General features: G+C 72.6%; 19 protein-coding genes, 2 tRNA genes and 1 other RNA gene. 6 read left to right on the top strand and 16 right to left on the bottom strand.

Annotated elements, in window-relative coordinates:
• Window positions 1-25 precede the first annotated feature (25 nt).
• The 13 genes from OG447_RS06400 to OG447_RS06340 all read right to left on the bottom strand — a co-directional run bounded on the left by OG447_RS06400 (window position 26) and on the right by OG447_RS06340 (window position 12,146).
• Entirely contained in the window at window positions 26-790 is a 765-nt protein-coding gene (locus OG447_RS06400; RefSeq protein ID WP_266935435.1) for a bifunctional 2-polyprenyl-6-hydroxyphenol methylase/3-demethylubiquinol 3-O-methyltransferase UbiG, read from the bottom strand.
• Between the two features lie 72 nt (window positions 791-862).
• Complete coding sequence (locus OG447_RS06395; RefSeq protein WP_266935434.1) at window positions 863-1,543, bottom strand: response regulator transcription factor; 681 nt, start codon at window positions 1,541-1,543, stop codon at window positions 863-865.
• A gap of 135 nt (window positions 1,544-1,678) precedes the next feature.
• Window positions 1,679-2,083: a hypothetical protein gene (locus tag OG447_RS06390; protein ID WP_266935432.1), complete on the bottom strand. Its 405-nt coding sequence runs from the start codon at window positions 2,081-2,083 to the stop codon at window positions 1,679-1,681.
• A 43-nt stretch (window positions 2,084-2,126) separates the two neighbouring features.
• Window positions 2,127-3,146: an LLM class flavin-dependent oxidoreductase gene (locus OG447_RS06385; RefSeq protein ID WP_266935430.1), complete on the bottom strand. Its 1,020-nt coding sequence runs from the start codon at window positions 3,144-3,146 to the stop codon at window positions 2,127-2,129.
• The gene (locus OG447_RS06380) at window positions 3,143-4,990 is read right to left on the bottom strand and encodes an ABC transporter ATP-binding protein (RefSeq protein ID WP_266935429.1); all 1,848 of its coding nucleotides are present in this window, start codon (window positions 4,988-4,990) and stop codon (window positions 3,143-3,145) included. Before OG447_RS06380 ends, OG447_RS06385 begins: the two co-directional genes overlap by 4 nt.
• Window positions 4,980-8,144, bottom strand: a complete 3,165-nt coding sequence (locus OG447_RS06375) for a lantibiotic dehydratase (RefSeq protein WP_266935428.1) — start codon at window positions 8,142-8,144, stop codon at window positions 4,980-4,982. The genes OG447_RS06380 and OG447_RS06375 overlap by 11 nt, the downstream gene beginning before the upstream one ends.
• A complete protein-coding gene (locus OG447_RS06370) occupies window positions 8,141-8,518 on the bottom strand; it encodes a lanthionine synthetase LanC family protein (protein WP_266935427.1) in 378 nt (125 codons plus the stop codon). Before OG447_RS06370 ends, OG447_RS06375 begins: the two co-directional genes overlap by 4 nt.
• Window positions 8,488-9,357 (bottom strand): lanthionine synthetase LanC family protein, encoded by an 870-nt coding sequence (locus OG447_RS06365; RefSeq protein WP_266935426.1) that lies wholly within the window; start codon window positions 9,355-9,357, stop codon window positions 8,488-8,490. Before OG447_RS06365 ends, OG447_RS06370 begins: the two co-directional genes overlap by 31 nt.
• 107 nt (window positions 9,358-9,464) lie before the next feature.
• Window positions 9,465-9,635 (bottom strand): hypothetical protein, encoded by a 171-nt coding sequence (locus OG447_RS06360; protein ID WP_266935424.1) that lies wholly within the window; start codon window positions 9,633-9,635, stop codon window positions 9,465-9,467.
• A 180-nt stretch (window positions 9,636-9,815) separates the two neighbouring features.
• On the bottom strand, window positions 9,816-10,373 hold the full coding sequence (locus tag OG447_RS06355; protein WP_266935423.1) for a hypothetical protein: 558 nt from the start codon (window positions 10,371-10,373) through the stop codon (window positions 9,816-9,818).
• A gap of 243 nt (window positions 10,374-10,616) precedes the next feature.
• A complete protein-coding gene (locus OG447_RS06350; protein ID WP_266935422.1) occupies window positions 10,617-11,591 on the bottom strand; it encodes a DUF1648 domain-containing protein in 975 nt (324 codons plus the stop codon).
• Entirely contained in the window at window positions 11,588-11,935 is a 348-nt protein-coding gene (locus tag OG447_RS06345; protein WP_266935420.1) for a GntR family transcriptional regulator, read from the bottom strand. Before OG447_RS06345 ends, OG447_RS06350 begins: the two co-directional genes overlap by 4 nt.
• Window positions 11,936-12,058: 123 nt before the next feature.
• A tRNA-Ser gene (locus OG447_RS06340) sits at window positions 12,059-12,146 on the bottom strand.
• 118 nt (window positions 12,147-12,264) lie between these two features.
• Between OG447_RS06340 and ffs the strand changes: the two genes are divergently transcribed.
• The 6 genes from ffs to OG447_RS06310 all read left to right on the top strand — a co-directional run bounded on the left by ffs (window position 12,265) and on the right by OG447_RS06310 (window position 20,725).
• Window positions 12,265-12,363: signal recognition particle sRNA small type (gene ffs, locus OG447_RS06335), an RNA gene on the top strand.
• A gap of 64 nt (window positions 12,364-12,427) precedes the next feature.
• Window positions 12,428-14,686, top strand: coding sequence for a DNA polymerase III subunit gamma and tau (locus OG447_RS06330; protein ID WP_266935419.1), 2,259 nt, complete (start codon window positions 12,428-12,430; stop codon window positions 14,684-14,686).
• Window positions 14,687-14,746: 60 nt separating this feature from the next.
• Window positions 14,747-16,000: a phosphoribosylamine--glycine ligase gene (gene purD / locus OG447_RS06325; protein WP_266935418.1), complete on the top strand. Its 1,254-nt coding sequence runs from the start codon at window positions 14,747-14,749 to the stop codon at window positions 15,998-16,000.
• 288 nt (window positions 16,001-16,288) lie between these two features.
• Window positions 16,289-17,920: a hypothetical protein gene (locus tag OG447_RS06320; protein ID WP_266935417.1), complete on the top strand. Its 1,632-nt coding sequence runs from the start codon at window positions 16,289-16,291 to the stop codon at window positions 17,918-17,920.
• Window positions 17,921-18,231: 311 nt separating this feature from the next.
• Window positions 18,232-19,719, top strand: a complete 1,488-nt coding sequence (locus OG447_RS06315) for a N,N-dimethylformamidase beta subunit family domain-containing protein (RefSeq protein WP_266935415.1) — start codon at window positions 18,232-18,234, stop codon at window positions 19,717-19,719.
• Between the two features lie 91 nt (window positions 19,720-19,810).
• Window positions 19,811-20,725: a phosphoribosylaminoimidazolesuccinocarboxamide synthase gene (locus OG447_RS06310; protein WP_266935414.1), complete on the top strand. Its 915-nt coding sequence runs from the start codon at window positions 19,811-19,813 to the stop codon at window positions 20,723-20,725.
• Between the two features lie 46 nt (window positions 20,726-20,771).
• Here the strand turns inward: OG447_RS06310 and OG447_RS06305 are convergent.
• The 3 genes from OG447_RS06305 to OG447_RS06295 all read right to left on the bottom strand — a co-directional run bounded on the left by OG447_RS06305 (window position 20,772) and on the right by OG447_RS06295 (window position 22,711).
• Window positions 20,772-20,844, bottom strand: a tRNA-Gly gene (locus OG447_RS06305).
• A 23-nt stretch (window positions 20,845-20,867) separates the two neighbouring features.
• Window positions 20,868-21,479 (bottom strand): response regulator transcription factor, encoded by a 612-nt coding sequence (locus tag OG447_RS06300; RefSeq protein ID WP_266935413.1) that lies wholly within the window; start codon window positions 21,477-21,479, stop codon window positions 20,868-20,870.
• Complete coding sequence (locus OG447_RS06295) at window positions 21,476-22,711, bottom strand: sensor histidine kinase (protein WP_266935412.1); 1,236 nt, start codon at window positions 22,709-22,711, stop codon at window positions 21,476-21,478. Before OG447_RS06295 ends, OG447_RS06300 begins: the two co-directional genes overlap by 4 nt.
• Window positions 22,712-22,838: the final 127 nt, after the last annotated feature.

The following is a 22,838-nucleotide window of genomic DNA, read 5'->3' as shown; positions in this document are numbered from 1 at the left end:
CCGGCAGACCTTTCCGGCCACAGCACTAGCTGGCCCCGGCAGCCCAGGGCGAACCGGGATCGCGCTCGTACACCGACACGTGCCGCAGGCTGCCGGCGGTGTACGGCGTGCCCGCCCAGTCCTCGGCGCGCTCGACCAGCCGCAGGCCGGACAGCTCGGCCAGCAGGTCGATCTCGAAGGGGAACGCGTAGCGCAGCAGGTGCTCCCGCGTCTGCGGGACTCCTCCGTCGATGATGGTGTGCGTGGACAGCATCAGCTGCTGCGACCGGTCCACGGTCAGTGTGTCGAGCATGACGGCCCCCTCGTCGAGATGGCGCATCGAGAAGTCGGGCTTCTCCACGTGGTGGTACGGGGCCGGGTCGAACGCCTCCAGGACGAACCGGCCCCCGGGCGCCAGCTGTTCCCGCACCAGCCTCAGGCAGCCGAGCTGCTGCTCCTTGGTGATCGCGACGAAGAAGGTGTTGAGCACGAGCGTGACGGTGTCGAAGACCCGCCCGCTCCCCTCCTCGGTGAAGTCGCCGAACTGCGTGGTGACCGCGCCCAGTGCGTCGCGCTTGCGCAGTTCGGCGAGCATCGCCTCCGAGCCGTCGATGCCGTGCACCCCGAAGCCGCGCTCGGCGAGGGGCAGGGCGACCCGACCGTTGCCGACCCCCAGTTCGAGGATGGTGCCGCCGGCCGGCGTGAGGCCGGCGACGAACTCGACGGCCTGGTCGGTGTCGTGGTCGATCGGGTACATGCGGTCGTACACGCTCGCCAGTTTCTGGTCGTACAGCGCGTTGCCAAGGGCCATGCGGGGTTCACTCCAAACAGCGTGCCGGAGGCACGATCGAGGAAGCAGGGTGGAGCCGGAGCCGTCGGCCGCTCAGCGGGTTCCGGCCAGGGCCAGTGATCGCTTCCGGCCTTCGGCGGCCGCAGCGCGGTGTGCCACGACGGCGGCCTGCACGCGGTTGGCCAGCCCCAGCTTCGCCAGGATCGCGCTGACGTGCTCCTTGGTCGTCGAGGCGCTCATGATCAGCCGGCGGCCGATGTCGGCGTTGGTGCGGCCCTCGGCCAGCAGGTCCAACACCTGCCGCTCACGCTCGGTGAGCGAGTCCAGGCGCTGGTCCGGCTCGTCCTGCCACGGCCCGCTACCGAGGTAACCGTCGACCACGATGCGCGCCGCCGCCGAGGACATCACGGTCCCGCCGGAAGCCAACACGCGTACCGCATGCGCGAGTTCCTGGGGAGTGGCGTCCTTCAGCAGGAAGCCGGACGCGCCGGAGCGCAGCGCGGCCGTGATCTCCTCGTCGGTCAGATACGTCGTCAGTACCGCGACGGCGGGCGACGTCGTGCATCTGTCGATCCCGTCGAGGACGGCCAGCCCGTCGACTTCCGGCATTCGGAGGTCGAGCAGCACCACATCGGGCCGATGGGTGTTGATCCCTTCGAGCGCATCTCGCCCGTCGCAGGCGAGCGGTACTTCGATGTCCGGCTCGCTCTCCAGAATGCGCTGCATACACGACCGCAGCAGAATTTCGTCGTCGACAATCATTACGCGGATCACCGCGCCCCCTTACAGCAGCCTCCCCGTTCGGCCGCATTACTGATCAACTTATCAATCGATCAGCGGACTTGACGGTGCGGGGTGTGCGGCGAGGGGTTCTCCGGGAATCGTTTCGGGCCCGGTCCGCGGCACGGGTCAGGCGGGGCCGGAAACGGTCTCCGTGATGAGTCGCACCATCTGCGCGTCCCAGGTCAGGATGAGGAGAACGGCCTTCCCGCTGGGGTCGCCGGCTGGGTCGACGGTGCAGGTCAGCGCCGTTCCCCCGCGGCCGCCGCCGGTCGCGGCGGTCACCGGTCCGGCGAGCTGGAGGGGCTTCGCACCCGGCCGCTCCAGGACGGCGCCCGATCGGCTCAGGGCGATTTTCCCGCGCAGCATCGCCGGGGCCTGCGGGCCCATTCGATAACGGCAGCGCAGAGTAACCGGCTCACCACGCCCGAACGCTGCGATTCGGCGCGCCGAACGGGACCGGTCCAGAGCCTTACCCCCTATCCACAGCACAAGATCCATCAAGGAATACACCGCAAACTCCAGCAACAGCACTCGCTCGCTCCTCCGTTCGGACGGCTCGTAAATCGGGGGAAGGTCATCGGACGCCGACCGTGGCCCGGTCCCGCATCGCCTCGGTGATGGCCCGTACGTCGGCCAGTGCCGCTTCGGGCCCTTCGGTCAACAGCACCCCCGCACAACTCAGCGCGATCTCGGTCGCCCCCGCCTCACCGTAACGGGCGAGCCGGTCCGCAACCTCCTCCGGTGTGCCGTAGGCGAAGACGCCCCCGTCGACCAGCGCGCACGCGCCGGCCCACGGGTCGGCGGCGTCCACGTCCAGCCCCGCAGACCGGAGCATCGCCGCGTACTGCTCGCCGCTCAGGTGCAGTTCATGCGCCGCGAACGCCAGCTTCCGCGGATCCCGGCCGGGCCTGCGCACCGCACACGGCACGATCGACGTCACGCGTGGCGCAGCCCGGTCCCGCGAGGCGGCGCCCTGCGCGAGGGCGGGCACGATCTGCTCCTTCAGGTGGGAGTCCGGTGTCAGCAGCGTGATGGCCACGTCGGCGACCTGGCCCGCTGTGTACGCCATGCGCTGTCGCAGTACGCCGACGCCCAGGGCCACGGGCGGATGCGGGACGTACTGGAGCCCTTCGCCGAGCCGCACGTACCGCCCGTGGAAGTCCACGGCCTCCCCGTCCAGCAGGCTCCGCATGACGGTCAGGTACTCGGCGACGGCCGTGCGGGGGCTCTCGTACGGCTCGCCGCGCAGCGCGGACACGAACTGCGGGTCCCCGGTGCCGAACCCGGCCACCACCCCGGTGCCGGTCAGCAGAGCGAGCGATCTGGCCTGCACGGCCGCGTCCAGCGGGTGGCGCAGCGCGGTGAGGGCGACGCTCGTCCCGACCGGCACCCGGATGCCGCGCCCGGCGAGGTGGGCGAACGCCTGATGGGTGTCGACGAGCACCGACTGGCCCATGTACAGACGTTCCAGGCAGAGGTCCTGGACGGCTACGCCGAAGGCGGCGAGGTGGTCCAGGTCGTAGGCCATGAGCGGGTACATGAGGGACAGCCGAGGGGTCCGGGCCGTGGGTGCTTCCGTGTCGGCGGTCGTCATGCGGCGTCCTCCCGGAGATAGGCGTCGGCCTGGAGGCGGAACAGGTAGGCGTACGTGCCGCCGAGCGCCATCAGTTCCTCGTGGGTCCCCTCTTCGATGAGCGAACCCCCTTCCACCACCAGGATCTTGTCGGCGATGCGGACGGTCGAGAACCGGTGGGAGACGACCAGGGACGTGGCCTGGGTGCAGATGGCGCGCAGCCGGCCGAAGATGTCCGCCTCCGCCTCCGGGTCGATCGCGGCGGTCGGTTCGTCGAGGATCGCGATCGGCGCGTCCCGCAGGAAGGCACGGGCCAGGGCGATCTTCTGCCACTGCCCGCCGGACAGCTGGTGACCGCCCTCGAAGTGCCGTCCGAGCACGGTGTCGTACGCGTGGTCGAGCTGCTCGACGAACGCGTCGGCGCCGCTGGACGCGGCGGCCGAGCGGACGCGGTCGGTGTCGTCGAGTTCCTCGACGCGCCCGAATCCGATGTTGTGCCGGACGGGCATCTCGTAGCGGACGAAGTCCTGGAAGACGACGCCGATGTTCCGCTGGAGGTCCGTGGTGTCGTACTCCTCGATCGGCACGCCGTCGATGAGGATGCGGCCGCTCGTCGGCTCGTAGAGGCGGGAGAGGAGCTTGACGACGGTGCTCTTGCCCGCGCCGTTCGCGCCGACGATCGCGCAGCAGGTGTTGGCGGGGATGAAGCAGCTGAAGCGGTCGAGGGCGGTGATCTCGGTTCCGGGGTACTGGAAGGTGACGTCCTGGAACTCGATGCCGTGCGCGAGCCGCGACGGGAACGGACGGGTGCCGCCGGTGATGCGGCCCTCGGGCAGCGACAGGTAGTCGAAGAGGTTCCCCGTGAAGAGCGTGTTCTGGTAGAGGGTCGCGACGCCGATCAGGAGTCCGGTCGCCGCGGCGTGCACCGCGCCCAGCGCCTGGAGGTAGCCGGCCAGCTCGCCGAGCCGCCCGGTCGACGCGGTCGATCTGAGCGCGAACACCAGCGTTCCGGCCGAGCACACGACGCTGACCAGGCCGAGCACCGCCGACCAGCTGTGCCGGCGGCGTGCCAGGAGGCGGTCGGTGTGGAAGAACTCCCGCACGAGGGCGCGGTAGCGGTCGACGAAGTAGGGGCCGAGGCCGTACAGCTTCACCTCCTTGTAGGAGGAGTCCGTCGTCGTCAGGTCCTGGTAGTAGAAGGCACGCCGGCGGTCCTGGGCGCGGTGGTACTCGATGGCGTAGCCCTGCTTGCTGAACACGATGTGTGCCACGAGGGCCGGCAGCGGGGCCAGCACGATGGCGATCGCGAGCCAGGTGTTCCAGGAGAACAGCACCGAGCTGACCATCACCAGCGAGGCCAGCGAGGTGAGCGTGCGCAGCATCTCCTCGAACACCTCGAAGGCGGTTCCTCCGCCGCTCTCCCGCACGGCCCGCTGTAGCCGGTCGTACGATTCGGGATCCTCGTACGCACTGAGATCCATACGGGTGCCCTTGACCATCACCTGCTCGCCGATCTTGGCCGAGAACTCCAGGTGGAGGAGCGCGCTCAGGTACTGGGCGAGGGACGACAGGATGTGTTCCGCCACCGCCACCGCCACCAGCGCGCCCGCGGAGCGGGTGAGCCGGTCCATGGCTCCCGGCACGCCGCCGACCGCGTCGGCGACGGCCTGTACGGCTTCGGCCGTCAGCCAGACCCCGGCGGCCGGTACGGCGGCGGTGAGGAACGTCGCCAGGGCGAGTGCGGTGACCCGCAAGGAGCTGAGTCCCCAGAAGGTGCGCAGGACGAGCCACCAGTAGCGCATGTCGCGGGAGAGCCGCCGGTGTTCCTCCGGCACGGCCCCGGCCACGGATCCGTCAGTGGTCACGGGGCCTCCCCCGCAGACAGTTGAGTACGTGGCCCCACACGAGGTAGCAGCGGTTCTCGGTGGGCCGGTCGATCGGCAGCAGCCGGTTGACCTGCATGTGGGCAAGGCTCGCCAGGATGCCGTCTCGGGTGCCCCACAGCGTTCCGGCCGTCTCGGCGTCGGCGACCGCACGCGCGGCGCGGCGTACGGCGTCGGCCTGCTGGTCCAGGACGACCGTCAGCAGGTCGTGGTGCGCGCGGCCGAGGGGGTGCGGGCGGCGGTCCCACGGTTCGAGCAGTTCGCACAGGTAGTCGCGGTCCTTGCGGTACCGCTCACGGGCCTCCTTGTCGTCGGCCGGCCGGGGCATGGCGTCCAGCCGCTCGCGGATGCCGAGTCCCCACTGTGCGTACAGCCTGTCGACGGCGGCGACGGTGACGGCTTCCGGCGTGAGCCCGGGCGCCCTGTCCCACAGGATGCGCAGCAGCGCGGCGGAGACGGCGCTGTTCGCGGCGAAGAGCTCCTCGATGTCGTCGTACACGGCGGGGCCGCCGTAACGGCTGATCTCGGGGTGGTACGTGGCGAGTTCGGTGCGCTCGGCCAGACCGCGGTGGACGAGGTCGCGCCCCCATCCCAGGATCGGTTCCAGCGCGGGCGCGCCGGCACGGACCCTGATCCGCAGGTGCGGGTCCGGGTCGGCGTACCGGAGGTAGAACCATCGGTCGGGTGCGGCGCCGGTCTCCCGGATCCGTTCCAGCAGGCCGGGCAGCTCGACGGCGGCCAGCTCGTCGTGGACGTCGCGGGCGGCGTAGAGCTTGAGGTACGTCCAGTCGGAGCCGGGAAGGTGGGCGGGGTGCGCTGCGGGGGCGGCCTTGCGCCGTACGTGCGGCTCGGCGGCCTCGCGGGCCGGCGCGGCGGCGGGGGAGGCGATGAGCGGGACGACGACCTCCGACAGGTGCCCGCGTCCCGCCGCGTCACGCAGCCAGAGCCGGTCCGGGCCGGGCAGGGCCTCCTGCAGCGTGACGCGCTCGGTGGCGGTGCGCAGCACGGCCAGGAGCTCGTCGACGCAGACCGGGTGGTCGAGGTCCAGGATCAGCCGGTTGTCGTCGTCGGCCAGGTAGACGTGGCGCGGGACGCCCCACGTGCCGCGCCAGTCGGCGACGTCGGCCGGGGTGCGCGGTACGGGCAGGGGGCCGGTGCCGGCGGGCGCCTCGGCCCCGGCCGGGTAGAGGCTCCACTCGGCGGCACGCACGACGACGCGGCCGCGGGTCACGCGAGGCAGCTGGGGAGCGCCCTCGACGGGGCCCCAGCCGAAAACGGTCGGCGTCGTGTACCGGGCCCGCGACACCTCCAGCAGGAACCGGCACACGTTGGGCGCGCCGAGCGGAGTGAGCATGTGGTTCTGGACGACGACGAGCTCGCGGCCCAGGCGCGCCGAGAAGAGCCGAAAGGCGTCGTCGGTGGCGCCGACGAGGATGTCGGCGAGGTCGATGACCTGGTCCGCAGGGACCGACGGGGCGACGTTGACGGCTATCTCGTAGTCGTGGACGGTGGGCCGGATCGCCACGTTGGCACCGCGCCCGTTGCCGGGCAGGTAGGCCAGCTCGGCGACGGCGACGTCCGGTTCCAGTGCCTCGCGGGCGCGGGCGTAGTCACGGAGGCGTTCCGTCGCGGAGGGGTCGAGGACGTGGAAGAACCGGCCGAAGGTACGACCGCCCTCGCCGAGGCCGTCGTGGTTGAGGACGGCACGCCAGTTCCCGTCGTCGATGGCCTGGGCGCTGTCGGCGGCGATCTGTACGTACGCGTCGATGCCGGGGCAGACGCGCCGCGTGCCCCCTGTGTCACCGGGGGGCAGGAGCCGCGCCAGCACCTCGTCGCTCAGCTCGACCTCCTCCAGGCCGCGCCGCCACGCATCGGCGACGAGCGCGACCAGGGCCCGCTCGGTGTGCGGGGCGCCCGCGCTGCCGGGCTGGTTCATGACCATCGCGCGGGGCGGATTGAAGTAGCCGTTGGGCGCGTCCAGGCCGCGCTCGGGGCTGAGGAGTTCGAGGACCGGGACGAGCGCGTCCGTGCCGTACCGCTCCATGAACGCATGGTGGTACGCGGAGAGGTGGTCGTACCCGCCGGGCGCGGCCTGGCTCAGCCGTGCAAGACAGCCGACCGCGTCGGCGACCTCGTCGGCGACCCGGCGGTTGAGCACGGTCCCGGTGAGCCCGAGCGCGGAGTCGACCTGGAAGGGCTGGTGCCGGTGGCCGGGAACCAGATCGCGCTGGGCCAGGCGCAGCTTCTCCAGCGTGCCGGTGTCTTCGTGGCCGGCCCGCGCCGTCAGCTCGACGATCTCGCGCAGGGCGGCGACCGACGGGTGTTCCACCCCGGCCGCGGTGAGCCTGTCCAGGACGTGCGTCTCGGGGCGGGGCTGGGACACGGGCGGGCGCAGGTCCGTGACGAGCAGCCCGAGGCCGACCAGCTCGGTGACGAACGCGGAGATCCGCTCCGGGCCGACCTCTGCGAACCGCTCGGTGAGTTCGTCCACGAGCACGGCGAAGGGGGCGGGCGAGCCTGCCGGTGCGAGGCGTTGGATGTGGCCGAGCGCGGCGGTGTGCCGTACGCGGACGGATCTCCGGTCGAAGTTGCCGTGTACGTCGCACGAAGGCAGGACGAGGCGGTCGCCCACCTGGTACGCGAGGGCGTTCATGGCCACGTCGAGCTGTTCGAGTACCTCCTGTTCCCCTTCCAGCCGCTGGACGAGGGCGAGCAGCCACCCCATGTCGGTCCGGACGCGGGCGGAGGCAACGGCGGTGTCGCCGAGACGGGTGGTGGTGGTGTCGCCGAACGTGCCGACGGCGACGCCGGAGAAGGCTCCGAAGGGGGTGGGGCGGGTGCTCATGCGGGTGAGGTAGCGCAGGGCGCTGGATCGGACCCGCCGCGCGTCCTTGACCCCGGCGTCCATGCCGTCGGTCTTCGCGAGTCCGTCGAGCAGCCCGCTGCCGGCGGCGACGAGCCCGTGCCGTACGCGCGGGTCGTCGGCCATTGCGACGAGCCGGCTGTGGGTGCGGGCGGGATCAGGGTCGGCGAGCGCGTCGCGCCAGACGTCGACGGGCAGGGCCGGTGCGCGCAGGAGGTGGAAGTCGAGGGCGTCGTACCGCGGCATGAGAGCTGTGGGGTCCTTGTCGGTCACTGGAGGAAGAGCACCTTCCACCAGCTGGGCCGCTCGCCGGTGGCGACGGCGCGCAGGGTGAGGGCGACGCCGGCCGCGCCGGTGAGGAGGCCGGGGTTGTCGACCAGCTGGCCGGTGGTCTCGTGGTCCCGGTAGACGAGTGGTCGGTCCGGGTCGGCGGTGTCGAGCAGGTCCTCCACGAGCCGGGGCACGGCGCGGGCCGCCCCGGGGCTGCCGTGGGCGGCGAACTCCTGGGCGAGCGCGACGAGTCCTGCCAGCCCGTGGCACACGGTGGGCGAGCGGGGTGCGTCCCCGGCGGCGACCCGTTCGAGCAGCCCGTCCAGGGCGGAGAACGCCTGCGCCTTCAGGGCCTCGTCGCCCGTCGCGGTGGCCACGGCCAGCAGCGCGGCGGCAACACCCCCGGTGCCACGCGCGAGTCCGACGGAAGCTCCTTCGGCCACTGGAGCCGGCGTCCTTCCGCGGTGCCGGCCCACAGCAGCCACTCGACCAACCGGTCGAGGACGAGCCGCTGCCCCGGCAGCCGATGGCCGTGGCGCCAAGCCGCGGCGAGGGCTGCGGCGATACCGGCGGCACCGTGGGACATGCCGGTGCACAGGCGGTCCCCGACGGCCCACCGACGCTCGTTGCCGACCCACACGAGGTGGTCGAGGCACCGCTCCAGGGCCTGCTCCACGAGTGGCGTCGTGGAAGGGGCGGCGCAGAGCTGGGCGAGGACGCCCGCGCTTCCGTAGACGAGGTCGAAGTGGTGGCCGGCCACGGCGCCGGACCGGCGGGGCAGTTCCATGGCGAGCGTGTGCCGGGCAAGCTGCTCGTGCAACCTCGCGAGGCTGGGCAGGAACCGCGGTTCGTCGACGGAGACGTCCTGGAGCACGAATGCGAGGCCGGCCATCCCGTCGAAGAGCCCGGGGTGGGTGAGGGGACTCTCCTGAGTGGCGGAGAAGGCGGCACGGACGAAGGCGAAGGCCCGGTCGAGTGACGGCTTCCGATCGGTCTCGTCCCGCGCGCCGCGCGCAGTGTGCAGGTGGAGCAGGGCGAGCCCGGCGTACCCCTCGCTGAGGGAAGCGCCGGTCCAGAACGACATGTCGGTCTGGCCTGCGGCTCGTACGGCGTGCGCGTCGGCCCGTTCGGGAGTGTCCAGGCGCTCCCTGATCAGGGAGGCCACGGCGTCTGCCCGCGCGGCGAGGCCGGCCGGGAGGAGGGGGGCAGGGTGCATGAGGCGGGTTTTACGAGGCTCCGGTGGAGGGGGGTGGGGTCCCCCGGCTCGCGCCGCAGGACCCCACCGTGGCGGTCAGACGTGGTCTGACGCGATCGGCAGTGTGGTCAGCACTTGCCGTTGGTGCGGACGGCGGCGCACGCGGCCGTCATCGCGATCGTCCGCTTGATGGTCTGGCGGATGACGACGCGCGAGGCGACGCTGACGGCCGGGGAGAGCGACGTCTCGGCCGGGTCGGCGGAAACGGTCACGCGAGCGTCGAGGTTGAACTCGTTCATGAAGAAGTACACCTTTCAATTTCACGATGAGCCGCCCCGTCAGGAGGCGCCGGAAAGGCACTCCGGCGGCGGCCCGGAAATCAAATTAATGGGGGCCCGAGCGCGTGATAACCGGCCGATCTTCCATTTCCGCCCCACCGTGTGGGGGGAACGGAACAGCCGATCGTCGGGGGCAGTCGGTCACCGCCCCTGCAGGGCGTCGAGACCGGCGGCCATGCAGAGGGCGAGGGTCCGGTCGAGCTCCGGGTCCTGGACGCGGATGACGTACCGGTCGCGCAGGCCCCACTTCCGTTCGACCGACAGGACGGGTTGCCCGTCCCGCACGAAGTCGAAGTGGTACACGAAGGGCACCGACGGCACGGGGATCGGCACGACGGCGTCGAGCAGCTCCCATCCGCGCCGCGCGAGCGCCACACCCACCCGCCTTTCCCTGCCCACGGCGGCGGTCGAGTCGTCCTGGGTCAGGTGCCACGTGGACCGCAGGAGAGACGCCTTGACGTCCTTCCTGAACGTTCCGATGACCGCTCCGTCCGATCCGGCCACGTCGTAGGTGCCGCCGAAATCGATCGCCTTCCGTGCCTTGAACCCGCCGAGCTTCCGGGCCCGGTCCTCACCGTTCCAGAAGGTCAGCTCCTCCCTGACCGCAAACCGCTTTTGCTCGCCAAAGGCAAGAACTTCCCCGCCGTCCAGCGCCGTGACCGCGTAGCGGTTGACCAGCGGGGTCCTCTTCTGTGTCATAAGGAATTCGGTGAGATGCTCCATACGGGAACACTAGGCAGCCCGGAAGCACCGCTCTCGTACGCCTGAAGGGGGATCGCACCCCGCCGATCGGAGGGGCAGGCCCGCCTCTCTCCCCGCACATCCGGCGGATACGAGGCCGTGCTCGCGGTTACCGGCGGAGGGCAGAGACGGTCGCCGCGGCTGCAGCCCCGGGCTGTCCCCTGTGGGGTCATCGCGGCGACGCCCACGGGGCTGAATTGATCAGCTCGCCTGTCGGGTGGAGAAGGAGTTGAGCAGTGCGGCGCCGCGCTCGGCGTCGTCGACACTCACGGCGAACTCCGTACCTTTGCGGGGGTGGATGACCAGGCATTCGCCGGCCCGGAGCATCACGGTCGTCCCCAGGCCGCTCAGCCGGTAGCCCCAGCCGCCGACCTGCGCAGGTGTCCGTGACTCCGCCCGCGCCGATTTGATGTCCTGGGCGGCCCAGTGGCGCACGGGCCAGCCGAACGGGCCGAAAGCCACGTCCAGCCCCTTCTCCGTCACCCGCGCCTGCACGGAAGAGCAGAAGAGCACAAGAGTCGAGGCGATCGCGAACGGTGCGATCAGCGCCCACTGCAGGCCGATCAGCCCGCCCGCGGCGGCCAGTGCGGCGGCTGCGGCCACGAGGCCGGTGAGGGCGGCGGTCAGGTGGAGCCACGGGTTCGCCGCACGGGACAGCCAGACGAATCGTTCCCCCTCGGGGATCTCCATCCTCGTCGCGCCGCCGGTCTCCTCGCCGGAGGTCGGGGCACCGCCGCGGCGGCCGGCCAGCCACCCGAGCACGCCGGCGGCCGTCGCGGCCACGACGGTGACCGTGACTCCGGTACCCACCGAGCTGGCGTCGCTCCATTCGGCCCGGTCCAGGTTGGCGCGCACGATGGACGCCTGGACACCCGCAAGGAACACGCCGCCCGACAGCAGCGTCACGCCGGCCCACGGCCTTGCGGCCGCGCCCCCGCGGCGTCCCGCGAAGGCGACGGACAGCGCCAGGACGGCCCAGATCAGCGCGGGGAACAGCGAAGCTGCCCACAAGGGCATCGAGCCGTCGGGCGAGCTTCCACCCCAGTGCGTGGCCAAACGGTCCGGCAGGCGACTGCTCGCGGCCGGCGGAAGCGCGGCCAGTGCGGCCAGAACGCCCGCTGCCCATATGGCCGCACCCCAGCGCGCGCCGTTCGTCCGCTTCGTGCAGTCGTTCACGAAAGCTCCCTGATCAGCTCGATGAGATCGCTCTTGCTATAGCCCTGACGCGCTGCGTCGGTGACCAGCTGTCGCGCTCTGTCCAGCAGTTCCGACCGCTGGTCCGCGCCTTCGGCGACCGTCACCCCGCGGCCCCGCCGGAACTCCAGCACCCCCTCGTCCCGAAGGGCCCGAAGGCCCCGCAGCACGGTGTTGGCGTTGACGCCCAGGGCCCGGGAGAGGTCGCGGGCGGGCGGCAGCCGGTCCCCCGGCGCGCACTCCCCGTCGGCGATGGCGCGCCGGATCGCGCCTGCCACCTGCTCGTGCAGGGGCCGACTGTCTGCGGTGTCCAGTCTCAGCAGCATGATGCTAATGAACGTAGCACCATCAGCTTCTTGAAGTCTGGCTCTCCTGCCCGAGCACGGGGGAACGCAAAGAGCCCCACCGCAAGCGGTGGGGCTCTTCGACATATTGCCCGGTGAGAGCAATGGCGGAGGATACGAGATTCGAACTCGTGAGGGGTTGCCCCCAACACGCTTTCCAAGCGTGCGCCCTAGGCCACTAGGCGAATCCTCCGCCGCAAACAATACAAGACGTTGAGGGGTGCTCGCGAACGTGATCGTCGGTCGGGGACCGGGCGGGGGTCCGGTGGGGGTCCGGCTCGATTCCGGGGCCGTTCATCCGCTAGGGTGGGGCCAGCCCCTCACGTGGCGCTATCTCACCCAACTCCCCCAGGGCCGGAAGGCAGCAAGGGTAAGTGGGCTCTGGCGGGTGCGTGGGGGGCGCTTTGCGTTCCGGGGGGCCCTGGGGGCGTCGGCGGGCCGCTGTTGTCGGTGGGCCCGGATAACCTCGTATACGTGTCGTCCCTTGCGCTGTACCGCCGCTATCGTCCCGAGTCGTTCGCCGAGGTCATCGGGCAGGAGCATGTCACTGCACCGCTGATGCAGGCCCTGCGGAACAACCGGGTCAATCACGCGTACCTGTTCAGCGGGCCCCGCGGGTGCGGCAAGACCACCAGCGCGCGCATCCTCGCCCGGTGTCTGAACTGTGAGCAGGGTCCCACTCCGACCCCCTGCGGGGAGTGCCAGTCCTGCCGCGACCTCGCCCGGAACGGGCCGGGGTCCATCGACGTCATCGAGATCGACGCCGCCTCGCACGGTGGTGTGGACGACGCCCGTGACCTGCGCGAGAAGGCCTTCTTCGGGCCGGCCGCCAGTCGCTACAAGATCTACATCATCGACGAGGCCCACATGGTGACCTCGGCGGGCTTCAACGCGCTGCTGAAGGTGGTCGAGGAGCCGCCGGAGCACCTCAAGTTCATCTTCGCCACCACCGAGCCGGAGAAGGTGATCGGGACCATCCGGTCCCGGACCCACCACTACCCCTTCCGCCTGGTGCCGCCCGGCACGCTGCGGGACTACCTCGGCGAGGTCTGCGGGCGCGAGGGCGCCACCGTCGAGGACGGCGTGCTGCCGCTCGTGGTGCGCGCCGGTGCCGGGTCCGTGCGTGACTCGATGTCCGTGATGGACCAGCTGCTCGCAGGCGCCGCCGACGAGGGTGTGACGTACGCCATGGCGACGTCGCTGCTCGGCTACACCGAGGGGTCCCTGCTCGACTCCGTGATCGACGCCTTCGCCGCCGGGGACGGGGCCGCGGCCTTCGAGGTCGTCGACCGCGTCGTCGAGGGCGGGAACGACCCGCGCCGGTTCGTCGCCGACCTGCTGGAGCGGCTGCGCGACCTGGTCATCCTGGCCGCCGTGCCCGACGCCGGGGAGAAGGGGCTGATCGACGCCCCCGCCGATGTCGTGGAGCGGATGCAGGCGCAGGCCTCGGTGTTCGGGGCGGCCGAGCTGTCGCGGGCCGCCGATCTGGTCAACACCGGGCTCACCGAGATGCGCGGGGCGACCTCGCCGCGGCTCCAGCTCGAACTGATCTGTGCCCGTGTGCTGCTGCCCGCCGCCTTCGACGACGAGCGGTCCTTCCAGGCCCGGCTCGACCGGCTGGAGCGGGGCGGGGCCGCCGCCTTCGCGGCAGCCTCCGCGGCCGGCGTGCCCGCGGCTCCGCCCGTCATGGGCTACGTGCCCGGGCCCGAGGCACATCCCATGGCGCCCGCCGGGCCGGGCGGGGGCGTCGCCGCCGCGCGTGCCGCCGTACGGGCTCCCGAGCCCGAGCCGACGGTTCAGGCCCCGCCCGTGGCCCCGCCTGCCGCACCCGCCCCGCCTGTCGCACCCGCAGCCACACCCGTCGCAGCCGCACCCGCTCCCGTCTCCCCGGCCCCCGCAGCCCAGGCCCCCGCGCCCGGCGCCTGGCCCGGTGCGGCTCAGCCCGGCGGCGGTGCCCCCGGCGCCTGGCCCGGTGCGGCACAGCCGGGAGCCGGCGCCCCGGCGGCCCCCGCAGCCCCAGCGGCCCCCGCGGCCACGCCCGCCCCGGCGGCCGGAGCATGGCCGAGCGCGGCCGGACCCGGCCAGGGAGCCCCCGCGGCCCCCGCGCCCGCCCAGGCCCCGACCCCCGCCCCGGCGGCGGCCCCCGCACCCTCCCCCGGCATGGCCGCCGGCGCCGGGCAGATCCAGGCGATGTGGCCCGGCGTCCTGGAGGCCGTCAAGAACCGCCGCCGCTTCACCTGGATCCTGCTCAGCCAGAACGCCCAGGTCACCGGCTTCGACGGCACCACCCTCCAGCTCGGCTTCCCCAATGCCGGAGCCCGCGACAACTTCGCGAGCAGCGGCAGCGAGGACGTGCTCAAGGCGGTCCTGGCCGAGCAGTTCCAGGTCAACTGGAAGATCGACGCCGTGGTGGGCGGCGGAGCCCCCGCTCCGCTCCAGACCTCCTCGTACGCCGCACCGCCCGCGCCCGCCCCGGCCTACAGCCCGCCGCCGCAGGCTCCGGCGCAGGGCTCCCCCGCCCAGCAGCAGCCGCAGCAGCCGCCCCACGCGTCACCCCAGCAGCAGGCCTCCGCCCCGCAGCCCCCCGTACGGCAGTCGCCCCCGCCGGTCGCCCCCGAAGACGACTTCGCCGAGGAGGACGATCCCGACCTCGTCGACAGCGCGCTGACCGGACACGACCTCATCGTGCGCGAGCTCGGAGCGACCGTTGTGGAGGAATACACGAATGAGTAGCACCTGCTAGTTGGGTGGCCGCACGAAACCGGCCGCTCCGGCCGGGCTAGGCTGAGCGGCGTGAAGGTCCTCGTCATCGGCGGCGGCGCCCGCGAACATGCCCTGTGCCGCTCTCTGTCCCTCGACCCCGACGTCTCCGCGCTGTACTGCGCTCCCGGCAACGCCGGCATCGCCGAGGTGGCCGAGCTCCGCCCGGTCGACGCCCTCGACGGCGCCGCCGTCGCCGCTCTCGCCACCGAACTCGGCGCCGGCCTGGTCGTCGTCGGCCCGGAGGCCCCGCTGGTCGCCGGGGTCGCCGACGCCGTGCGCGCCGTGGGCATCCCCGTCTTCGGCCCGTCCGCCGAGGCGGCGCGGCTGGAGGGCTCCAAGGCCTTTGCCAAGGACGTGATGGCCGCGGCCGGGGTCCCGACCGCGCGCAGCTACGTCTGCACCACCCCGGAAGAGGTGGACGAGGCCCTCGACGCCTTCGGCGCCCCGTACGTCGTCAAGGACGACGGCCTCGCGGCCGGGAAGGGCGTCGTGGTCACCGAGGACCTGGCGGCCGCCCGGGCGCACGCCCTCGCCTGCGACCGCGTGGTCATCGAGGAGTACCTCGACGGTCCCGAGGTCTCCCTCTTCGCCATCACCGACGGCGTCACCGTGCTGCCGCTCCAGCCCGCGCAGGACTTCAAGCGGGCCCTGGACGGCGACGAGGGCCCCAACACGGGCGGCATGGGCGCGTACTCCCCGCTGCCCTGGGCCGACCCGAAGCTGGTCGACGAGGTCATGGAGCTGGTCCTCCAGCCCACCGTCGACGAGCTCCGCCGCCGCGGCACCCCCTTCTCCGGCCTGCTCTACGCGGGCCTGGCGATCACCAGCCGCGGCACCCGGGTCATCGAGTTCAACGCCCGCTTCGGCGACCCGGAGACCCAGGTGGTCCTGGCCCGGCTGCGCACCCCGCTCGCGAGCGTGCTGCTGAACGCCGCCAAGGGGACCCTGGACACCGAGCCCCCGCTGCGCTGGCGCGAGGACGCGGCCGTCACGGTGGTCATCGCCTCCCACAACTACCCGGAGACCCCGCGCACCGGGGACCCGATCGAGGGCCTGGCCGAGGTGGCCGCCGAGGACGGGCCCGACGCGTACGTGCTGCACGCCGGGACCCGGCGCGAGGGCGACGCGGTCGTCAGCGCGGGCGGCCGCGTGCTGTCGGTGACGGCGACCGGTTCCGACCTGGCGCAGGCCCGGGACAAGGCGTATAAGGCGGTCGCGCGCATCCGGCTGGACGGCTCGCAGCACCGTACGGACATCGCGGCCAAGGCGGCCGAACGCCGCTGAGCTGCGGCTCCACGAACCCGCGGGCCCGGTGCGCACGACAGTGCGCCCGGGCCCGCGGGCGCGTACGCGTGCGACTGCATCCGGCCGCGTTCGAACGCACCCACCTTTACCCAAAGCCATTCCATCGGGTGATCGTCACCCTGTCTGCCTGACTGCCGGGCAGGCCCCAACTAGGGTGCGGCGCAAGCATTCCGGCACTTGGCCCACCGGCATTGCGATGTCGGTGGCGGGTGTCACAGTGGGGGAGTGAGCAATGCCGCCGCAGGGCAGAGGGGGTGAGGTCCGGTCGTGTCCGGAACCGGTTCGATCGTCGAAGCGGGCGTGCCGTCCGCACGTTCCCGCGCCTTGGCCGTGCTGCGTGTGCGCAGCAGGGCCCTGGCCGCAGGGCTGCTGCCCGCGGCCCTCGCGGTGGTGCTCGTCGCCGCCAGGATGACCGGCCGGCTGGCCGGGGATCCCTGGCCGACCGTGACCCTGGCCGTCTGCGCGGTCGCCGCGCTCGTACTGCTGGTCGGCGGGATCTTCGCCGCGGTGGTGCTGCGGGCGGGCCCGGCCGTGACGCCTACGGTGGCCCTGTCGGAGGCCGCGGCGCCCGACCTCTACCGGCTGGTGCGGGACCTGGCCGACCGGATGGACGTCCCGTCGCCCTCCGCGATAGCCCTGACGCCCGACTGCGACAGCTGGCTGGAGGACCGTACGCATGCGGCCCACCGCCGCGGCGGCATATCCGCGGGTCCCGAGTCCGAACCGGGCGCGGCTCCCGTGCTCGTGATCGGCTCGCCCTTCCTGTGGTGGATGCGGGTCGCGGAGCTACGGGCCGTCCTCGCCCCGGTCGTCGCCGGTACGGGCCCTTCCGCGCACCCGGACATAGCCGACGCCCGCGGCTTCGTACGCGGTCTGGACGCCGCTGTGGACGTGGGCGGCCGGCGCGGCCTCGGCTGGATCGCCCCGCCAGCGCGGTTCCTGCTGCGGCTGTGCCGGGTCGACGCCACCGAGATGGAGCGCGGGGTGGCCGCGGCCGCCTCGGACCGTGCACAGGGTGTGGACTACGGGCTGCGCATCGTCGCCCAGGAGCAGGTCGGCCTCGCGTACGCGGGCTGGGACCGGCTGCTGACCCGGGTCGCCCTGCCCGCCTGGCGGATGGGCCGCTGGCCGGCGCACCTGGACGCGGGAGTGGTCTCCGCACTGACAGAACTCTCCCGGCGGGACCGGCTGGCCGACGGGTTCACCTCACGGCTGGGCGAGCGCCCGGCCTGCGATCTGCTGGAGCAGCCGGGGGCGGTCGACGAGGCGGCTTCGCTGCTGGCGGCGCGGCTGTTCCACGGCGGTCCGGCCGAGTCCGGCCCGGACTGGTCCCCGGTGGACTGGGCGGCCTATCCGGAAGAGGTCGTGGACCGCAAGTGGCGTACGGAGGCGGCCCGTCTGCATACGGCGCTGGACGCCGTGGCCGCCGCTCCCGCGGCCCTGTCCCCACGCGGGGACGGCTTCGTCGGGCCCACGCTGGAGCGGGTGCTCGGGCACCTCTCGGACCCCGCCGGCGACGGCGCGGCCGGGGAGGCGCTGGCCGGGCGGCTCAGCGGGGACCTCGCCCGCGAGGAGCGGGCTGCGGGTCCGGGCGCCGGGGCGGGCAAGGCGCGCGGTGCGGACGCCGTGCCGCTGTTCCCGCTGCAGCCGCCGCGCAGCGCGCGGGACCTGCTGGCCGACCACGTGACGGCGATGGTGTGCTGCGCTGCCGTGGACTCGGCCGGTGCCGCGCCGGGGCTGGACTGGCTGGACGGGCCGGTCCTGCTGGTCGGCGGGGAGCGCCGGTCGGATCTGGCGCCGCGCGTGCTGTGCCTGGTCGAAGACGGGGATCCGGAGCCCCTGAGGGAGTGGCTCTCGGAGATCGGTGTCCGCCCGGAGAAGCCGGTCCGGCTGGTCTGACGGGCCGCCCTGACGGCCCGGCCGTGCGGGCCGGACCTGCGGGCCCTCACGGTTCTGACCGGCGGCTTCGAGGGTTCGGGAGCCCGGCCTCCCGAACCGTCGGAGCCGCCCTTTTCCCGGGGTCCGGCCCGCGCCCGTCCGGGCTACGGCTCGTACGGATAAGCGGATCCGAATGTTCCGGTCACGTCAATTCGCGACGAACGGTGACGGACTGCGTGCGTTATGTGATGTGCTGGGACCGGCTGCGGCTGGATGTCCTGAACCGGGGTGTCCTGAAAGCATCGTTCGGGGGAGCGAGGGAGGGGAGCGGTATGGGTGCGGACCAGATCCGGCGTTGGGAGTCAGGTGCGCTCGCGCACGCGGTGAACGACCCCTTCGGGCAGGGACCCCTGCCCTGGTTCCGGGACAGTGAGCTCTACTTCGGCGACACCGGCCAGGTCGTGCCCTGGTACGTGGATCCGGCCGCGGCGGCCGCCGGCACCGGCCGGACCCCCCGCGCCCGCGGCAACGGCGGACCGCGCAGCGCCGACGACGTGCACCGCCAGATCAAGGGCTTCGCCTCCACCGGAGCCGTGACCCCCGGCGAGGCCATCGACTTCCACATCACCGTCGACCCGCCCCAGCAGTTCTCCGTCGACGTCTACCGGATCGGCCACTACGGCGGCGACGGGGCCTCCAAGATCACCACCAGCCCCCGCCTCTCCGGCATCGTCCAGCCGGCCCCGCTGGCCGCCGACCGCACCGTCTCCTGCCACCACTGGTGGCTGTCCTGGCGCCTTCAGGTCCCTTCCTACTGGAGCGTGGGCGCGTACGTCGCCGTCCTGACCACCGCCGACGGCTACCGCTCCCACATCCCCTTCACCGTCCGCGACGACCACCCCGCGGACCTGCTGCTCCTGCTCCCCGACATCACCTGGCAGGCGTACAACCTCTACCCGGAGGACGGCCGCACCGGCGCCAGCCTCTACCACGCCTGGGACGAGGAGGGCCGGCTGCTCGGCGAGGAGGACGCGGCCATCACCGTCTCCTTCGACCGCCCGTACGCCGGCGCGGGCATGCCCCTGCACGTCGGCCACGCCTACGACTTCATCCGCTGGGCCGAGCGCTACGGCTACGACCTCGCCTACGCCGACACCCGCGACCTGCACGCGGGCCGCGTGGACCCGACCCGCTACCGCGGCCTGATCTTCCCCGGCCACGACGAGTACTGGTCGGGGCCGATGCGCCGCACCGCCGAGCGCGCCCGCGCCCACGGCACCTCGCTCGTCTTCCTCTCCGCCAACACCATGTACTGGCAGGTCGAGCTCGCCCCGTCCCCCTCCGGGGTCGAGGACCGGCTCCTCACCTGCCGAAAACGCCGCGGCCCCGGCCGCCCCAGCCTGTGGCGGGAAGTCGACCGCCCGGAGCAGCAGCTGCTCGGCATCCAGTACGCCGGGCGGGTCCCCGAGCCCGCGCCCCTGATCGTGCGCAATGCCACGCACTGGCTCTGGGACTCCACCGGCGCCACGGAGAACGACGAACTCCCCGGCCTGGTCGCGGGCGAGGCCGACCGGTACTTCCCCCGCACCCAGCTCCCCGAGCACCAGGACCGGATCCTGCTCGCCCACTCCCCCTACCTCGACACCGAGGGCCACCGCCGCCACCAGGAGACCTCGCTCTACCGGGCTCCCAGCGGCGCCCTGGTCTTCGCCTCCGGCACCTTCGCCTGGTCCCCCGCCCTCGACCGCCCCGGGCACGTCGACGAGCGCGTGCAGCGCGCCACCGCCAACCTCCTCGACCGGATCTGCAAGCGCGACTGAGGCCCCGGCGCGCATGACACCCCGTGGGCGGGGCAGGGGACGCCGTACGGGAGAATGGGTTTGCGCTCGTACAGACCCACAGGGAGAACCCGTGTCCGGATTCGTCGAAAAGCCCGAGCCGGTTGAGGTTCCCGGCCTCGTCCACCTCCACACCGGCAAGGTCCGCGACCTCTACCGCGACGAGGAAGACCGCCTCGTCATGGTCGCCAGCGACCGCATCTCCGCTTTCGACTGGGTGCTGCCCACCGAGATCCCGGACAAGGGACGCGTCCTCACCCAGCTCTCCCTGTGGTGGTTCGACCAGCTCGCGGACCTCGTCCCGAACCACGTCATCTCCACCGAGCTGCCCGTCGGCGCCCCCGCCGACTGGGCCGGCCGCACGCTGATCTGCCGCAACCTCGACATGGTCGCCGTCGAGTGCGTGGCCCGCGGCTACCTCACCGGCTCGGGCCTCGCCGAGTACAAGCAGACCCGTACCGTCTGCGGACTGGCCCTGCCCGAGGGGCTCGTGGACGGCTCCGAGCTGCCCGCCCCGATCTTCACCCCGGCCGCCAAGGCCGCGGTCGGCGAGCACGACGAGAACGTCTCCTACGAGGAGGTCGCGCGCACCGCCGGCGCCGAGACGGCCGCGCTGCTGCGCCAGACCACCCTCGCCGTGTACGGCCGCGCCCGGGACATCGCCCGCGAGCGCGGGATCATCCTGGCGGACACCAAGTTCGAGTTCGGCTTCGACCCGAAGGACGGCACGCTCGTCGCCGCCGACGAGGTGCTGACCCCGGACTCCTCCCGCTTCTGGCCGGCCGACCTGTGGGAGCCGGGCCGCGCGCAGCCCTCCTTCGACAAGCAGTACGTCCGCGACTGGCTGACCTCCCCGGCCTCCGGCTGGGACCCGAAGGGGGAACTGCCGCCGCCCGCCCTGCCGCAGGAGGTCGTCGAGCGGACCAGCGCCAAGTACATCGAGGCCTACGAGCGGCTCACCGGCCTGACCTGGCAGAGCCGGGCCTGAGACACGAAGAAGCCCCCGGTCCGAGGACCGGGGGCTTCTTCTTCTGAGCGGACAACGCGACTCGAACGCGCGACATCCACCTTGGCAAGGTGGTGCTCTACCAACTGAGCTATGTCCGCACTGCGCCGTAACGCGAGACCTACTATACCCAACCCCGCTCGCGCGCGAGACGCACTGCCGTGTGCCGGTTCTCGGCCCCGAGCTTCGACGCCGCCGAGGACAGGTAGTTCCGTACGGTCCCCTGCGACAGCGAGGCCCGCTCCGCGATCTCCGCGACCGGCGCCCCGTCGGCCGCGAGTTCGAGCACCTCCGCCTCGCGCGCGGTCAGCGGAGAGTCCCCCGCGCTGATCGCGTCGGCCGCCAACTCCGGGTCCACATAACGCCCTCCGGCGTGCACGGTCCGGATCAGCTCGGCCAGCCGCTGGGCCGAAACGGTCTTCGGGGCGAAGGCCCGCACCCCTGCCGCCAGGGCCCGTTTGAGGTGCCCCGGCCGGCCGTGGCTCGTCACGATCATGGTCCTGCAGTCGGGGAGTTCGGCCCGCAGCGCTGTGGCCACACTCACACCGTCCGCCCCCGGCATCTGCAGGTCCAGCACCACCACGTCCGGCCGGTGCGCCCGGGCCATCGCGAGCGCCTCGGGCCCCGAGGCCGCCTCGGCGATCACCAGCAGGTCGTCCTCCAGTCCGAGCAGTGCGGCCAGCGCACCGCGGATGAGGTGTTCGTCGTCGGCGAGCAGTACGCGTACGGGGCTCACGCCCGCACCTCCATTCGTTGCACCTGTCGGCCCGGGATCTCGGCACGCAGCCGGAACCGGCCGCCGTCCACCGGCCCCGCCTGCAAGGTCCCGTCCAGTGCCGCGAGCCGCTCGCGCAGCCCGGCCAGCCCCGAACCGGGCGGCCCCGCGGGCGTCTCGGGAGCCCCGTCGTTCTCCACCACCAGCGTCACGCCGCCCGTCTCCGGCGCCGTCAGCCGGATCACACAGCTCTGCGCGTCCCCGTGCCGCAGGACGTTCGTCGTCGCCTCGCGCACCACCCAGCCGAGCGCGGACTGGACCTCGGACGGCAGCTCCCGCCCGCCCTCGAGGTCGACCCGGCAGTCCATCCCGGCCGCACTCAGCACCCCGCGGGCACCCTCCAGCTCCACCGCGAGGTCCGCCTCCCGGTAGCCCCGCACCACCTCCCGTACCTCCCGCTGGGACTCCCGCGCGATGCGCTGCACCTCGATCATCTGGTCCACCGCCTCCGGGCGTTCGCGCCGGGCCAGCTGTACCGCCAGTTCGCTCTTGAGGGCGATCACCGCCAGGTTGCGGCCCATCACGTCGTGCAGGTCCCGGCCGAACCGCAGCCGTTCCTCCGCCACCGCCAGCCGGGCAAGGGCCTCGCGGGAGCGGTCCAGTTCGTGGACCGTGTCCAGCAGCCAGGCCGAGAACCCGCAGGTGGCGGCGAAGAACAGGCTGCCCACCAGCACCCCGACGGCGTACCCCAGGGCCTCCACGGGCTGCAGTCCCAGGCCGAGCACGGCCAGGCCCGTGGCGAGCGCCGCGATCGGGGGGACGTAGCGGATGCGCCGGACGGTCCTCAGGAACAGCACCAGCGATCCGGTGGTGAAGCAGGCCAGCCCCAAAACCAGTGTCGGCGCGACGCTCGGGTCGAGCTTCCCGCCGGCCCGCACGGCGAGGACGGCCAGGGCCGCGGCGGCGGTCGCGACGACGGTGCCCGCCGCCAGCCGGTCCGGGCGCTCTCGCTTGCCCACCACCCAGCTCAGAGCCCTGGACGAGAGCACCCCGCACAGCACCGCGTGGCCGCACATCATCAGGAGGAGCAGGCCCGCCACCAGTGCCGAGGACTTTCCGGGACGACCGAACAGCGGGCCCAGCCCGAACCCCAGGATCTCCATGAGCACGAAGAAGTGGAACGACCAGCGGGTGTACACCTCGACCTTCCCCGCGGTGCTGCGGTTCCTCCACCACCCCGTCAGCTTCGACACGGTCCTCGTCCCCCTGGGTCTTCCTGCGCTCCGGCCGCGCGATTCCCGGCGCGGCCACCGCTGGACAGCAAACACGGTGATCGGGATGCGGGCCAGGACGGTGACTGCTCCGAGTCTCGCGGAGCGC

Origin of the sequence: Streptomyces sp. NBC_01408 (genome assembly GCF_026340255.1) — a bacterium.
Taxonomy (GTDB): domain Bacteria; phylum Actinomycetota; class Actinomycetes; order Streptomycetales; family Streptomycetaceae; genus Streptomyces.
This window is presented reverse-complemented; position numbering and strand designations above follow the sequence as displayed.